The sequence below is a fragment of the Tepidimonas sp. HKU77 genome, assembly GCF_049728535.1.
Taxonomy (GTDB): domain Bacteria; phylum Pseudomonadota; class Gammaproteobacteria; order Burkholderiales; family Burkholderiaceae_C; genus Tepidimonas.
In genome coordinates, this window is record NZ_CP187300.1 from 2,404,984 (window position 1) to 2,418,460 (window position 13,477).

12 protein-coding genes and 2 tRNA genes are annotated in these 13,477 nt (G+C 67.6%); 6 read left to right on the plus strand and 8 right to left on the minus strand.

What is annotated here, in order from left to right; all coding sequences use genetic code 11:
* Positions 1–77: 77 nt before the first annotated feature.
* The 5 genes from ACPP3B_RS11600 to dnaB all read left to right on the plus strand — a co-directional run bounded on the left by ACPP3B_RS11600 (position 78) and on the right by dnaB (position 6,173).
* Positions 78–154, plus strand: a tRNA-Val gene (locus tag ACPP3B_RS11600).
* Positions 155–365: 211 nt separating this feature from the next.
* Positions 366–974, plus strand: coding sequence for a hypothetical protein (locus ACPP3B_RS11605; RefSeq protein ID WP_424859077.1), 609 nt, complete (start codon positions 366–368; stop codon positions 972–974).
* A 90-nt stretch (positions 975–1,064) separates the two neighbouring features.
* Entirely contained in the window at positions 1,065–1,922 is an 858-nt protein-coding gene (locus ACPP3B_RS11610; RefSeq protein WP_424859078.1) for a phosphate/phosphite/phosphonate ABC transporter substrate-binding protein, read from the plus strand.
* On the plus strand, positions 1,919–4,759 hold the full coding sequence (locus ACPP3B_RS11615) for an EAL domain-containing protein (RefSeq protein ID WP_424859079.1): 2,841 nt from the start codon (positions 1,919–1,921) through the stop codon (positions 4,757–4,759). The genes ACPP3B_RS11610 and ACPP3B_RS11615 overlap by 4 nt, the downstream gene beginning before the upstream one ends.
* On the plus strand, positions 4,752–6,173 hold the full coding sequence (gene dnaB / locus ACPP3B_RS11620) for a replicative DNA helicase (protein WP_424859080.1): 1,422 nt from the start codon (positions 4,752–4,754) through the stop codon (positions 6,171–6,173). Before ACPP3B_RS11615 ends, dnaB begins: the two co-directional genes overlap by 8 nt.
* A gap of 175 nt (positions 6,174–6,348) precedes the next feature.
* Here dnaB and ACPP3B_RS11625 read toward each other — a convergent pair whose 3' ends face one another.
* The 6 genes from ACPP3B_RS11625 to ACPP3B_RS11650 form a co-directional block, all read right to left on the minus strand.
* The gene (locus tag ACPP3B_RS11625; RefSeq protein ID WP_424859081.1) at positions 6,349–7,503 is read right to left on the minus strand and encodes an MFS transporter; all 1,155 of its coding nucleotides are present in this window, start codon (positions 7,501–7,503) and stop codon (positions 6,349–6,351) included.
* 182 nt (positions 7,504–7,685) lie between these two features.
* Positions 7,686–7,761, minus strand: a tRNA-Asn gene (locus ACPP3B_RS11630).
* Between the two features lie 35 nt (positions 7,762–7,796).
* Complete coding sequence (locus tag ACPP3B_RS11635) at positions 7,797–8,744, minus strand: thiamine phosphate synthase (protein WP_424860188.1); 948 nt, start codon at positions 8,742–8,744, stop codon at positions 7,797–7,799.
* Positions 8,745–8,752: 8 nt separating this feature from the next.
* Positions 8,753–9,556, minus strand: a complete 804-nt coding sequence (locus ACPP3B_RS11640) for a thiazole synthase (RefSeq protein ID WP_299022248.1) — start codon at positions 9,554–9,556, stop codon at positions 8,753–8,755.
* A gap of 8 nt (positions 9,557–9,564) precedes the next feature.
* Entirely contained in the window at positions 9,565–9,774 is a 210-nt protein-coding gene (gene thiS / locus ACPP3B_RS11645; protein WP_424859082.1) for a sulfur carrier protein ThiS, read from the minus strand.
* A complete protein-coding gene (locus tag ACPP3B_RS11650) occupies positions 9,771–10,913 on the minus strand; it encodes an FAD-dependent oxidoreductase (protein WP_424859083.1) in 1,143 nt (380 codons plus the stop codon). Before ACPP3B_RS11650 ends, thiS begins: the two co-directional genes overlap by 4 nt.
* A gap of 81 nt (positions 10,914–10,994) precedes the next feature.
* Here ACPP3B_RS11650 and thiD point away from each other — a divergent pair, with 81 nt between their 5' ends.
* Entirely contained in the window at positions 10,995–11,858 is an 864-nt protein-coding gene (thiD, locus tag ACPP3B_RS11655) for a bifunctional hydroxymethylpyrimidine kinase/phosphomethylpyrimidine kinase (protein WP_424859084.1), read from the plus strand.
* Here the strand turns inward: thiD and ACPP3B_RS11660 are convergent, their stop codons facing one another.
* A complete protein-coding gene (locus tag ACPP3B_RS11660) occupies positions 11,859–12,917 on the minus strand; it encodes an NAD(P)/FAD-dependent oxidoreductase (RefSeq protein ID WP_424859085.1) in 1,059 nt (352 codons plus the stop codon).
* A gap of 26 nt (positions 12,918–12,943) precedes the next feature.
* Positions 12,944–13,273: a ferredoxin FdxA gene (fdxA, locus tag ACPP3B_RS11665; protein WP_299019248.1), complete on the minus strand. Its 330-nt coding sequence runs from the start codon at positions 13,271–13,273 to the stop codon at positions 12,944–12,946.
* Between the last annotated feature and the right edge of the window lie 204 nt (positions 13,274–13,477).

A 13,477-nucleotide genomic window follows, 5' to 3' on the forward strand; every position in this document is an offset into this window, starting at 1 on the left:
CGCATGCCCGGTGAAGGCCCGTTTTTGCGCTATACTCTCGGTTCTGTCGACGCATCGATGCGATGGTTGACGACGATAGGCGCGTAGCTCAGCTGGTTAGAGCACCACCTTGACATGGTGGGGGTCGTTGGTTCGAGTCCAATCGCGCCTACCAATGGGGGCAATAAATACGCCGTCCGACATGGCATGCCCCGTTGCGAAAATCCCTCCCCGTCGTTTGAACCGCTGCGACAAAGTCTCGTGAGCGCTAAGGACTCGGCGCCCGACGGGCAGGCAGTTCACATGGCTGCTCCCGCCGCCCAAGAGTGTGACGTCTTTGCGTGGCTGGCCCCATAATACGGGCCGGAAATTGCAAAGGATGACCCATGGGCGCAACGGCTGGCGAGATGAGCTGGGAAGAGATCAAAGCCCTCTTTCGTGAGACGGACCGCAGGTTCCGGGAAAGCGACCGCAAGTTCCAGGAGACCGAACGTCTGCTCAAAGAGCGTTCGGAAGAAACCGACCGCAAGTTCCAAGAGACGCGCGAGCTACTCGATCGCCTCTCACGCCGCTTTGGCGACCTGGGCAACCGCCTGGGCGAGTTCGTCGAGGCGATGGTCGAGCCTGCACTGGTGGACCTCTTTCGGGCGCGCGGGCTCGATGTCAGCGAGGTCCATCGCCGCGTGACCTCGCGTCGGGGTGGCGAGGCGATCGAGATCGACCTCTTGGTGGTCGACGGCGACACCGCGGTCGCGGTCGAGTGCAAAAGCCGCTTGACCAAAGAGGAAGTCGAGCGGCATGTTGAACGGATGAACAAATTCAAGCGGCTGCTGCCCAAATATGCTGACATGCGCATTCATGGCGCAGTGGCTGGGATGGTGGTCGATGAGGATGCGGTCGAGGCGGCACAGACTGCGGGGCTCTGGGTGTTAGCGCAGTCGGGCGAGACGGTGGCGCTGCGCAACGCCCCCGACTTCAGTCCGCGGGTGTGGTAAAAAAGGGGTTGGTGACGAGAGCCGTCAGCGGCTGCGGCACGAGACATCCCCAGCCATGGCCCAATACGCGCGCGACAGGAGGCCGCGACCGTGCATGAACCCGTGATCGACCGTCGTCGGCGTACCCTATCTCAGGCGGCAGCGGTCGCCGCGCTGATGGCGGCCGCCCCCGCGATACGGGCACAGGGCAACCCGTCCCTGACGTTGGGCATCGTGCCCTATTTGCCTGCCCAGCGCTTGGTCGCGCTCTACGCTCCGCTGGCACCCGTGGTGCAGTCGGTGCTAGAGCGGCGTGTGGACATCTCGAGTGCCCGCGACTATGCAACGCATGTGCAGCGCCTGCGCGCAGGCGCGTACGACGTGGTGGCGGATTCGCTGTTTTTGGCGCGGCTGGCCCAGCGCGAGCTGGGCCATGTGCCATTGGTGCGCACCCAGGTGCCGCTGGAGCCGCTGCTGGTGGTGGCGCGTGACGGGGCGGTGCAAGACGTGGCGCAGGTGCGCGGGCGCACGGTCGCCGTCACCGACCGGTTGGCGGCGCTGACCGTGTTGGGCACGCGCGGGCTGCGCGATGTGGGGTTGGTCGTGGACCGCGACTATGGTCTGACCATCTCGGGGTCGCACGCCAACTCGTTGCACCGCGTGTTGGTGGGCGATGCCGCGGCGGCCATCGTTTCGGCGACCACCCTGATCCAGGTCGATCCGCTGCTCGTGCAGCGCGTACGGGTGCTCATGCCCCTGCCCAAGGGGTTGTCGGCGGTCGTGTATCACGCCGCGCCCCGTTGGCGAGCGCGCGCACCGGCGTTGACACAGGCCTTGCTCGCCTTCGCCCAGACCGAGGAGGGCCGGGGCTTCATCCGCACCTTGGGGCATGGCGGCCTCGTGCCCGCCACCGACGACGACCTGCGCATGCTCGACCCCTACGTCGTCGAATACTATCGCCTCTCATGACGACGCCGTCTTTGCTCCGTTGGGCCAGCCGCTGGCGTGCGTGGTGGTTGCAGCGTATCGATGACCGACCGTTTCGCGTCCAGCTCGCGTGGCTCACGGCGCTGAGCGCGCTGGCGGTGCTGCTGGTGGCGACCGTGGCGGGCATGGGCGTGGCGGATCGCGCCAACCAGCGCCTACTGGCCGCCGAAGAGGCGGCGCTGCGCCCCATGGTCGTGGCGGCGCTGACCGCGCCCATGATCGAGCGTGACTACGCCAGGATTGCCGAGGTGGTGCGCGAGTTGATGCGCAGCGAAGCGATCGATGCCATTGCCGTGCTCGACCACGGTGGGTGCGTCGTCGTCGACGAGCGGGCATCCGGGGCTTTGATGCGGGTGCCGTTTGCGCACACACTGTCAGTGCCGCTGGCGCAGGGCAGCTTGCAGTTTGGTGAGGTGCGGCTGTCGCTCAACCCGGCACCATTCCAGGTGCTGCTGCACATGCTGCTGGGGGGCGTGCTGGTGGCCGTGGCGGCTGGGGTCGCGCTGGCGGTGTGGCTGTTTCGCGGCTGGGGGCAGCACGTGGGCCTGCGGCTGCAGACCTTGCAGCAAGCCACCCACGCGCTGGCGAGCGGGGACTATCGGGTCCGTGTGCACGATTTGGGCCGCGACGAAATCGGGCAACTCGGGCAGGCCTTCAATGAGATGGCCGCTCGCATCGACGAGGCGGTGCAGGCCCTGGTGGTCAGCGAAAACCGCGTCAATGCCATCCTGCACTCGATCGGCGACGGGCTGGTGGCCACCGACCGCGCCATGCGCGTGACCTACCTCAACCCCATCGCGCAGGCACTCACCGGCTGGACGGCAGAGGAGGCCATCGGGCGGCCGGTGACCGAGATCATGCACATCGCCAACGCGCTAACCGGCGAGCCGGTCGATCTGCCGGTGGCGCGCGTGTTGGAGTGCGGTCGCATCGTCGGGTTGGCCAACCACACGGAGCTGATCGCGCGCGATGGCACCCGGCGCCACATCGCCGACAGCGCCGCGCCCATCCGCGACGCCAGCGGCGAACTGGTCGGGGTGGTGATGGTGTTTCACGATGTGTCGGAAGCGTACCGCCTGCGCAGCACGCTGGAGGACAGCCGTGCGCGTCTGGCGCTAGCGCTGGAGGCGGCGGCCCTCGGGCTGTGGGACCATTTCGTCGATGACGATCGCGTCGTATTGGACGCGCGCGCAGGCACGCTGCTGGGGTTCGAGTCGGGTCGGCAAGCGATCTGCCGCGACGAGTGGGTGGACCGCATCCACCCGGAAGACCGCGCCGTCGTCGAGCACCTGTACGTCACCCACTGCGCAGGCGCGACGCCGCACTACGAGGCCGAGTACCGTGTACGCCAGTCCAACGGCGGCTGGCGTTGGGTGACCTCGCGCGGGCGCATCACCGAGCGCGACGCGCACGGTGGCGTGCGCCGCATCACCGGCACGCTGTTCGACATTTCGGAGCGCAAGGCAGCCCAGGCCGAAATCATCAACCTGGCTTTCTACGACGCCTTGACGGGGTTGCCCAACCGCCGCCTGTTGCTCGACCGCTTGCAGCAGGCCGAGGCGCTGGCCCGCCGCAACGACCAGCGCGGGGCGCTGCTGTTCATCGACCTGGACCGCTTCAAGCACATCAACGACTCGCGCGGCCACGCGGTGGGCGACGCGCTGCTGCGGCAAGTCGCGCAACGCCTGCGCAGCCGGCTGCGCAGCGCCGACACGCTGGCCCGCCTGGGCAGTGACGAATTCGTGGTGTTGCTGACGGATCTGCCGGGTGACGCAGCGACGGCGGGCAGCCATGCGCACGAGCTGGCCGATCAGCTGCGGAAGGCGCTGCAAATTCCCATTGATGTCGACGGCGTGCCCTATCACGTCTCGGCCAGCGTGGGCATTGCACTCTTTCCCGACCGGCAGCGCCCGGTGGAAGACGTGCTCGCCTCGGCCGAAGCGGCCATGCACGCGGCCAAAGACGCCGGGCGTGACCGGGTGCGTTTTTTCGACCCGGCCATGCAAGCCGCCGCGAGCCAGCGCCTGCACCTGGAAAACGATTTGCACGAGGCGTTGGCGCGGGGCGAATTGGAAGTCTTTTTGCAGCCGCAGTGCGATGCGGCGGGCCGCGTCGTGGCGGCCGAGGCGTTGTTGCGCTGGCGCCACCCGCAGCAAGGACTGGTGCCGCCTGGCGCGTTCATCCCCCTGGCCGAAGAGACGGGGCTCATCGTGCCCATCGGCGACTGGGTGCTGGAGCAGGCGTGTGCGCTGCTGCGCGAGCTCGACGCGGCGGGTTTGGCCATCGAAATCAGCGTCAACGTCAGCGCGCGCCAGATCCATGAGCCGGACTTCGTGCCCCGTCTGCAGGAGCGGCTACGCCAGCACGGCCCGATCGCGTCGCGGCTGACGCTGGAGATCACCGAAAGCCTGCTGCTGACCGACACCGACCAGGTGGTCGGCAAGCTGCACGCGTTGCACCGCACGGGCGTCAAACTGTCGGTGGACGACTTTGGCACTGGCTATTCGTCGCTGGCGTACCTCAAGCAGTTGCCGCTGCACGAGCTCAAAATCGACCGCGCTTTCGTCGATGGTCTGCCCAACGACGCCAACGACACGGCCATCGTCAGTGCCATGCTCGGGGTGGCGCGCAACTTTGGCTTGCAGGTGGTGGCCGAAGGGGTGGAGACGCCCGCGCAGCGCGAGCATCTGCTGGCACTCGGATGCAGTCGCCTGCAGGGTTACCACCTGGGGCGGCCGCAGCCGGCATCGGCGTACTTGGCGCAGTGGCTAAGCGGTGGCGGAGCCAGCATTGCTGCCACAATTGCCCCTGATGCTTGACGAACCGACCCGCCTGCCCCCCGTCACCGACCCCACGGTGCCCCTGATCGACGACCCGCAGCTCAGCCAGCTGCGCGTGCCGCCGCACTCGCTGGAGGCCGAGTCCAGCGTGCTGGGCGGATTGCTGCTGGACAATGCCGCCTGGGACCGGGTGGCCGATCTGGTGACCGAGACCGACTTTTACCGGCCCGAGCACCAGCGCATCTTTGCCGCCATCGCCGCCCTCATCAACGGCGGCAAACCGGCGGACGTCATCACCGTCTTTGAGCACCTGGCCAGCCTGGGCCGCGCCGACGACGTAGGGGGGCTGGCGTACCTCAACCAGTTGGCCCAGTTCGTGCCCAGCGCCGCCAACATCCGCCGCTACGCGGAGATCGTGCGCGAGCGCGCCATCCTTCGCAAACTCATCGCCGCCAGCGACGAGATCGCCTCCCAAGCCTTTGCCCCGCGCGGCAAGCCGGTGGCCACCATTCTGGACGAAGCGGAGCAAAAAATCCTCTCCATCGGCGAAGAAGGCAGCCGCATGAAGCAGGGCTTTCAGTCGATGGACAAGCTGGTCGTCGAGCTGCTCGATCGCGTGCAGGAGATGGCCGACAACCCCAACGACATCACGGGGGTGCCCACCGGCTTCATCGACCTCGATCGCATGACCGCTGGCCTGCAGCCGGGCGACCTGATCATCATCGCCGCGCGCCCCAGCATGGGCAAGACGGCGTTTGCCATCAACATCGCCGAACACGTGGCGCTGCACGAGGGGCTGCCGGTAGCGGTGTTTTCCATGGAAATGGGGGCCGCGCAGCTTGCGGTGCGGGTGGTGGGGTCGATCGGTCGCATCAACCAGGGGCACCTGCGAACCGGCAAGCTCACGCCCGATGAGTGGCCGCGCCTGACCGAAGCGATCGAAAAACTGCGCCACATCTCGCTCTACATCGACGAGACGCCGGGCCTGACGCCTTCTGAGTTGCGCGCCAACGCGCGGCGGCTGGCGCGCCAGTGCGGCAAGCTGGGGCTCATCGTCGTGGACTATTTGCAGCTCATGAGCGGCAGCCAAAGCGCCGACGAAAACCGCGCCACCGAACTCGGCGAAATCTCGCGCGGCCTGAAAATGTTGGCCAAAGAGCTCCAATGTCCGGTGATTGCGCTGTCGCAGCTCAACCGCGGCGTGGAGCAGCGCACCGACAAGCGGCCGATGATGTCCGATCTGCGCGAATCGGGCGCGATCGAGCAGGACGCCGACATCATCATGTTCATCTACCGCGACGAGTACTACACCAAGGACCAATGCAAAGAGCCTGGTGTGGCCGAGATCATCATCGGCAAGCAGCGCAACGGGCCCACGGGGACGGTCAAGCTGGCTTTCCTGAGCGCGCTGACGCGCTTTGAAAACCTGGCAGGCTACGATAGCCATCCGTGATCGTTTATTGCGCAAGTCAACGCGGCGCTGGGACAACTCGATCAAACCAGGCAACAAAACGCCGCCCTCGTCGAAGAGGCGGCGGCGGCTGCCCAGAGCCTGCGCCAGCAAGCGGCCGAGCTGCAGCAGGTGGTCAGTCAGTTCCGCACCGGGGTGGGGGACGGAGCCCCCATGCTCATCGCCGCCAAATGAGCCCCAGCAGCGCAATCGCCGAAAACGCCGCCCCAGCGAAGAAGGTCATTGTAGGGCCGACCAGGGTCCACAGGCTGCCGGCGATGACGCTGGCGGCCAACAGCGCCGCGCTGCTGACCAGGTTGAAAACGCCAAACGCGGTGCCGCGCAAATCGGCAGGTGCCGCCTCGGCGACCAGCGTCGACAGCAGACCCTGCGTCGCGCCCATGTGCAGGCCCCAAATCGCAGCCCCGAGCCCCACAGTCCAAACGTGGGCGGCCAACGCGAGCGTGATGTCTGCGGCGATGAGCAGGAGCACGCCCCACACCAGCAGCGCGCGGCGGCTGCCGCTGTCGGACAGCCGACCAAAGGGGTAGGCACTGGCCGCGTAGACGCCGTTCATGATGATCAGGATCAGCGGTACCCAGGTCGCCGCGAGTCCCACATTCTCTGCGCGCAGCAGCAAAAACGCCTCTGAGAAGCGCGCCAGCGTCAGCACGGCGGCAAAGCCCACCACCCACCAGTAGCGGGAAGGCAACCGCGCGAGGCTATCGCGCGTGATGGGAAAACGCGGCTGCACGGCTGGACGGGTGGCATCGGGCTCGTCCACGCCAAAGGCGATGATCAACACGCACAAGACGGCTGGAACGACCGCCACCCAGAATACCAGGCGAAAGTTGTCGCCGCTGGCCGCCATCAAGGCCATGGCCACCAATGGACCGGCAAACGCCCCCACGGTATCCATCGATTGACGCAACCCGTAGGCGGCGCCGCGCTGTGCTTCTGGGGTGATGTCGGCGATGAGGGCGTCCCGCGGTGCGCCGCGTATCCCCTTGCCGATGCGGTCGAGAAACCGCGCCATCAAGATGGCGCCGATGCTGTTGGCGAGCGGGAACAGCGGCTTGGTCAGCGCCGCCATGCCGTAGCCGAGCAGCACCAGTGGTTTGCGGCGGCCGAACCAGTCGGACACCGCGCCGGAGAATACTTTGGCCATCGCCGCCGTGGCTTCGGCGATGCCTTCGATGATGCCCACCGACATCGCCGACGCGCCCAGCACCGTCACCAAAAACACGGGCAGCAGGCTGTGGATCATCTCCGATGAAAGATCCATGAACAGACTGACCAAGCCGAGAGCGATCACGCCTTGGGGCAATCTCATCGACACTCCTGACGGTTGTTGAACGGGTATCGACCGTTCGAGCATGTGCACGCGGTCGTCCCTGCGGGGTGGCTCGGGAGTGTGTCACGCTCGGTGTCGAGACGTGCCACGATATCACTGCAGATGGCCGTGCAGGATCATAAAAAAAGCCCACCGATGGGTGGGCTGGCGTGCTGGAATTTTGGCTCCCCGACCTGGGCTCGAACCAGGGACCTACGGATTAACAGTCCGGCGCTCTACCGACTGAGCTATCGGGGAATAGACAACTATTGTAGCACGGCGTCCTATCGATGTTACGGCGTTGCATCCGCTCGCAACGTTGCCCAACGCTGCATCAGTTCTGCAGCGGCGGCTGGCGCGTCGGGGGCGCCCACGAGGGCGCGCACGACGGCGAACGACCCCACGCCCGAGGCGGCCACGGCGGGCAGCTCGGCCAGACCGATACCCCCGATGGCAACGGTGGGGATGTCACGGGCGAGTCGTGCGTAGCGCGCCAGCCGCCCCGGTCCTTGGGGGGCGGTCGGCATGGCCTTGAGCGTGGTGGGGAATACCGCACCCAGGGCCAGGTAGCTGGGGCCCAGCGCCCAGGCGCGCGCCATTTCGGCGTAGCCGTGTGTGCTGATGCCCAGCCGCAGGCCGCTGTCGCGCAGCCGGGCGATGTCGTCTGGTGTCAACGTGTCGAGGTCTTCCTGCCCCAGGTGCACCCCGTAGGCGCCTGCGGCCATGGCGTGCTGCCAGTGATCGTTGATGAACAGGCGACAGGGCAGGCCGCGTACCGCCTCGACCGCTGCCTGTACCTCATGTGCCACGCGGTCGGGGTCGGGGTGTTTGAAGCGCAGTTGCAACGTGGGCACACCGGCGCGCGCCAGGCGCGCGACCCACGCAGCGTCGGGCAGCACGGCGTACAGGCCCAGTTCCCGCGGGCAGGGGGCAAACCGGGTCGGTGGCAGTGTCCAGCCAAAATCCGCCGGGTCATCGGGCCAGTCGGCGGGATCGAAGGGGCGGCCCTGGCAGCGCCGCGCCCACGCGGCCGACACATACCGGGCGTCCGCATCGATGAACCCCAGCCGACGGGCGGCGGCGTAGGCGACAGCGGCCACGGTCGCATCGGCTGGCGTGGCGTCGGGGTCCGCGTCGCGCTCGATGAACAAGTCGGTATGGTGGCGCACGATGGCGTGCATGGCCGCCAGCGGGTCATGGACCACCGTTGGCGTGGCGGTGGGGGCGTGCGCGTCGGTCATTCGGGCGGTCATCCCTGGTGCCAGAAGGGGGTGCCCAGCACGGGCGTGCTGGGCTGGGCCGAGGCTTGCGGTGGCATGGCGCCGGCACGGTACGCGGCCCGGCCGGCGGCGACGGCATCGGCAAAGGCGCCGGCCATGCGCACCGGGTCTTGCGCCTGCGCCACGGCCGTGTTGAGCAGCACGGCATCCAGCCCCCACTCCATGACCTGGCAGGCGTGCGAAGGCAGACCCAGCCCGGCGTCCACGATCAAGGGCACGTCGAGCCGCTCGCGCAGCGTGCGCAGCGCGTAGGGGTTGATCGGGCCGAGCCCCGTGCCAATGGGTGCTGCCCAGGGCATGACCGCCTGGCAGCCCACGTCCAGCAGGCGCTGGCAAAGCACCAGGTCGTCGGTGCAGTAGGGCAGCACCTTGAAGCCGCGCTTGATGAGCAGGTCGGCCGCTGTGGGGAGTTGCAGCGTGTCGGGCTGTAGGGTGTAGTCGTCACCGATCAGTTCGAGCTTGATCCAGTCGGTGCCGAAGACTTCGCGCGCCATTTCGGCGGTGGTGACGGCTTCTTGCACGCTGTGGCAGCCAGCGGTATTGGGCAGCACGGGCACGCCCAGCCGCTGCAACAGGGACCAAAAGCCGTGCGAGGCGTCGGCGCCTAACGCGCCGTGGCGGCGCAGCGATGCGGTCAACAGGCACGGCTGCGCGCGCGCGACGGCTTGCTCCAGCACCGCGGGCGAGGGATAACGCGCCGTGCCCAGCATGAGTCGGCTGCCAAAGGTTTGGCCGTAGAGGATGAGGGGGTCGGACGATGGGGTCGGGGTCATGGTGGGGGTCAGCCGCCGGTCACGGGGGCGATGATTTCGATGCGGTCGCCGTCGTGCAGGGGCGTGTGAGGATATTGGGCGCGCGGCACGAACTGCAAGTTGACGGCCACGGCAATGGGGGCGCTGGCAGGCAGGTCGGCCGTCGCGCGGGCCACGGCGTCGGCCACGGTGGCGCCGTCGGGCAGTTCGGTGGGATGGGCGTTGATGACGACGATCATGGCTCGCAGCAGGCAGCGGTTTGGCGGGCCGGCACGAAGCGCAGGCCCAGACGCTGGGCCAGTGACACGGTGCCACCATGCAGGTATTCGATGACTGCATCGTGCACGGCAGGCGAGATCAGATAGCCGTGTCGATACAACCCATTGATCTGCAGCACGCGCGGCGCCGCCTCGACCACGGCGGGCAGGTTGTCGGGCAGCGTGGGGCGGCACTGTGCGCCCAGTTCGAGCACCCGGCCTTCGGCAAAGCCGGGGTGGACGGCGTAGGCGGCGCTGAGCAGCTCCAGCGTGGAGCGCACGCTCGCAGGGGAGAGGTCGTCGGATTCGATCTCGGTGGCGCCGATGACGAACAGGTGGTTGGGCTTGGGCGCGATGTAGATGGGATAGCGCGGATGCAGCAGGCGCGTGGGGCGTTGCAACGTGACGTCGGGCGCATACACGCGTGCGACTTCGCCGCGCACGCCCCGCAACGGCCCCGCCGCTGGTGCCGGGGCGCTGGGCCAATCCGCCTGGGCCCCCAGGCCGCGACAGTCCAACACCCAGGCGCCGGGGTGGTCGCGCTGCCAGTCTTGGGCCTGCGCCAGCGTCATCGGGGTGGACCACTGCACCGTCACACCGCACGACCGCAGTGTGGCCAGCAGCGCATCGAGCAGCTGCCGGTTGTCGAGTTGCCCTTCCTCGGGCAAATACAGCGCTTGCGCAAACCGGCCCGCCACCGCGGGCTCCACAGTGGCCAGCGCGGCGGCGTCGAGCGGCTGCGGCGCGGGCAGCTCCGGCAAGCGCTCGGTCGTGGCGCGCAGCAGGGCTTCGAAGCGAACGGCCTCGCGGGCGTCTTGCCGATGCCACAGGATGAGCGTGCCGTTTTGCTGAAAAAAGACCGGCTGGTCGAGCCCTTCGCACAGGGCGCGCCAGCGTGGCAGCCCGTAGCGCCCCATGGCGACGACGTTGGGCTCGGTGACAGCGGACTCGGCCAACGGTGCGAGCATGGCCGCGGCGATGCGGGCCGCTCCCCCGGCCTGTGACGGCCCGTCGGCGGCATCGACCAGGTGCACGCGGTGGCCCGCACGGGCCAAGGTGACCGCCAACAAGCGGCCCATCAGGCCAGCGCCCAGAATCAGCACGGGGGGAGACGTCGTCATGATCCGCGATGGTACCCCAGGGAAAACCCGCGCCATTGACAGAACACAACAATCCTCCCCACGCGGCGGATAATGTCACACATGTCACACCTCAACGATCTCGCTCACCCCAAGGCGGCGCGTTACGCGCGCGTGTTGACCATTGCCGGCAGCGATTCGGGCGGCGGCGCGGGCATTCAGGCCGACCTCAAGACCATCGCGGCATTGGGCTGCTACGGCATGACGGCGATCACGGCACTGACGGCCCAAAACACGCTGGGGGTACGCGCCATTCACGCGGTACCGGCGTCGTTTTTGAAAGAGCAGATCGCGGCCGTGGTGGAGGATATCGGGGTGGACGCGGTCAAGATCGGCATGTTGCACGCACCCGACATCGTGGACGCGGTGGCCTGGGCGATCGATCGCTACCGGTTGCCCAATGTGGTGCTGGACCCGGTGATGGTGGCCACCAGCGGTGACACGTTGATCGAGCCCGAGACCATCGAACGCTTGGTGGCGCAGTTGTTTCCGCGCGCGACGGTGGTCACGCCCAACCTGGACGAAGCCGGGCTGCTGCTGGGCCGTGCCTTGACCCATGTCGACGAGTTGGAAGCCGCCGCCGCCGATTTGCTGCAGCGGGGTGCGTCGGCGGTACTGCTCAAAGGGGGACACTTGCCCGGCGACTGGGTGACCGACCTGCTGGCACTCCGCGGCGAGCCTGCAGCGTATTGGATTCGCCTCAGCGGCGAACGCATCGCAAGCCCCAATGGCCACGGTACCGGCTGCACGCTGTCGTCGGCGATCGCGTCGTATCTGGCGCTGGGGCACACGCTGGAGGAAGCGGTGCAGTCGGCGCACGGGTGGGTGCGCGGCGCCATCACCGCGGGCGCCCATGTGCGCACGGGGCAGGGCAGCGGGCCGCTCAACCACGGCTATGCGCCCGTGCCGATGCGGCTGCTGGATTGATCAGTCTGGCGCTACCCCCAGCAGGCGCTGCAGCCGGGCGCTGGTGGTGGTGTACTCGAGCGCGATGCGCTCACCCGGTCGCAGCGCTTGTGCGATGGCAAAGGCGGCCAGCGTCGCTTCGTGGAAACCGCACACGATGAGTTTGCGCTTGCCGGGGTAAGCGTTGACGTCGCCCACCGCATGAATACCCGGCTCGCTCGTGCGAAAGCCCTCTGTGTCCACCACCAGGTGTTTGCGCTCCAGGGCCAGCCCCCAGTCGGCGATCGGTCCCAGGCGCGGGTGCAACCCCAAGCGCGGCATGAGCAGATCCAGCGGCAGCGTCAGGCGCTGGTCGTCGACGGTGGCGATGGCCAGCGCTTGTAAGCGTCCCTCATCGTCGGTGAGCACTTCCACCGGTTGGCCCAGGCACAACCGCACCCAGCCCGCGCCGATGGCGGATTGCAACTGCGCATCCAGATCGGGGTCGATGTCGAAGCGCTCGGTGCGGTGCAACAGCGTGACGTGCGCCGCTTCGCCCTCCGCCAAGCGCAGGGCCAGGCGCACGGCGGCATCCGTGCCGCCCATGACGACGACACGCTGGCCTGCCCAGACGGACGGATCAACGTCCCGATAAAACACCTGCCGCCCTTCCCAACGTTCGAGTGCCGGTAGCGGCACCTTGCGCGGCAAAAACGCCCCGACGCCGGCGGCGATGACGATGGCGTCGCACCAAAAGGTCAGGCCGCCGTCGGTTTGCAACGCAAAGCGCGCCGGGCCGTCGGTGCCCAGCCGCTGCAGGCCCGACACGATTTGCCCCAGGTGCAGCGGCACGCGCAGCGGCTGGAGCTGGCGCAGCAAGCGCTGCGTGAGCTCTTGCCCGCTGCACGAGGGGATGCCCGGGATGTCGTAGAGAAATTTGTCGGGATACAGCTCGGCGCACTGGCCGCCCGCGTGCGCCAGTCCTTCGACGATATGCACCCCTACTTCCTGCAGCCCGAGCTGGAACGCCTGATACAGCCCCACTGGGCCCGCGCCGATGACCACGGCGTCTGTGCGGATGGGGGCGTCGGCGTTCGTCATGGCGTGCAGCCCGACGGCGGCGTGTCTCAGCGCTTGAGCAGCGCGAGCTTACCCGTCATGTCCTTGTACTGGTCTGCGTCGGGCAAGGGCGCCTTGCGCTTGGTGATGCTCTTCCAGGTCGGCAGCTTGGCCAGCTCGGCGTTGAGCGCGATCATGTGCTGCTGGTCACGCGGCACGTCCTCTTCGGCGTAGATGGCACCCACGGGGCACTCGGGGATGCAGACGGCGCAGTCGATGCACTCGTCGGGATCGATGGCCAGAAAATTGGGGCCCTCGCGGAAGCAGTCTACGGGACAGACGTCCACGCAGTCGGTGTACTTGCAGGCGATGCAGGCTTCGGTAACAACGTGTGTCATGGCGCTGGGTCTTATCAGGTGGCGATCGTCGACCCGGCACGGCCGCGGGCCGCGAATCGACAAGCGCCGAATTGTAGGCCGAGCGCACACGGCACTGGGTTGACGCGCGTCATGACAACGTTGGATGAAACGGTTATCGTGTGGCGTGTGCGGTCCAGCGCGGGCGATGCCTTGCTCCTCGCTCGTGCCCATCTGACAGGCCTT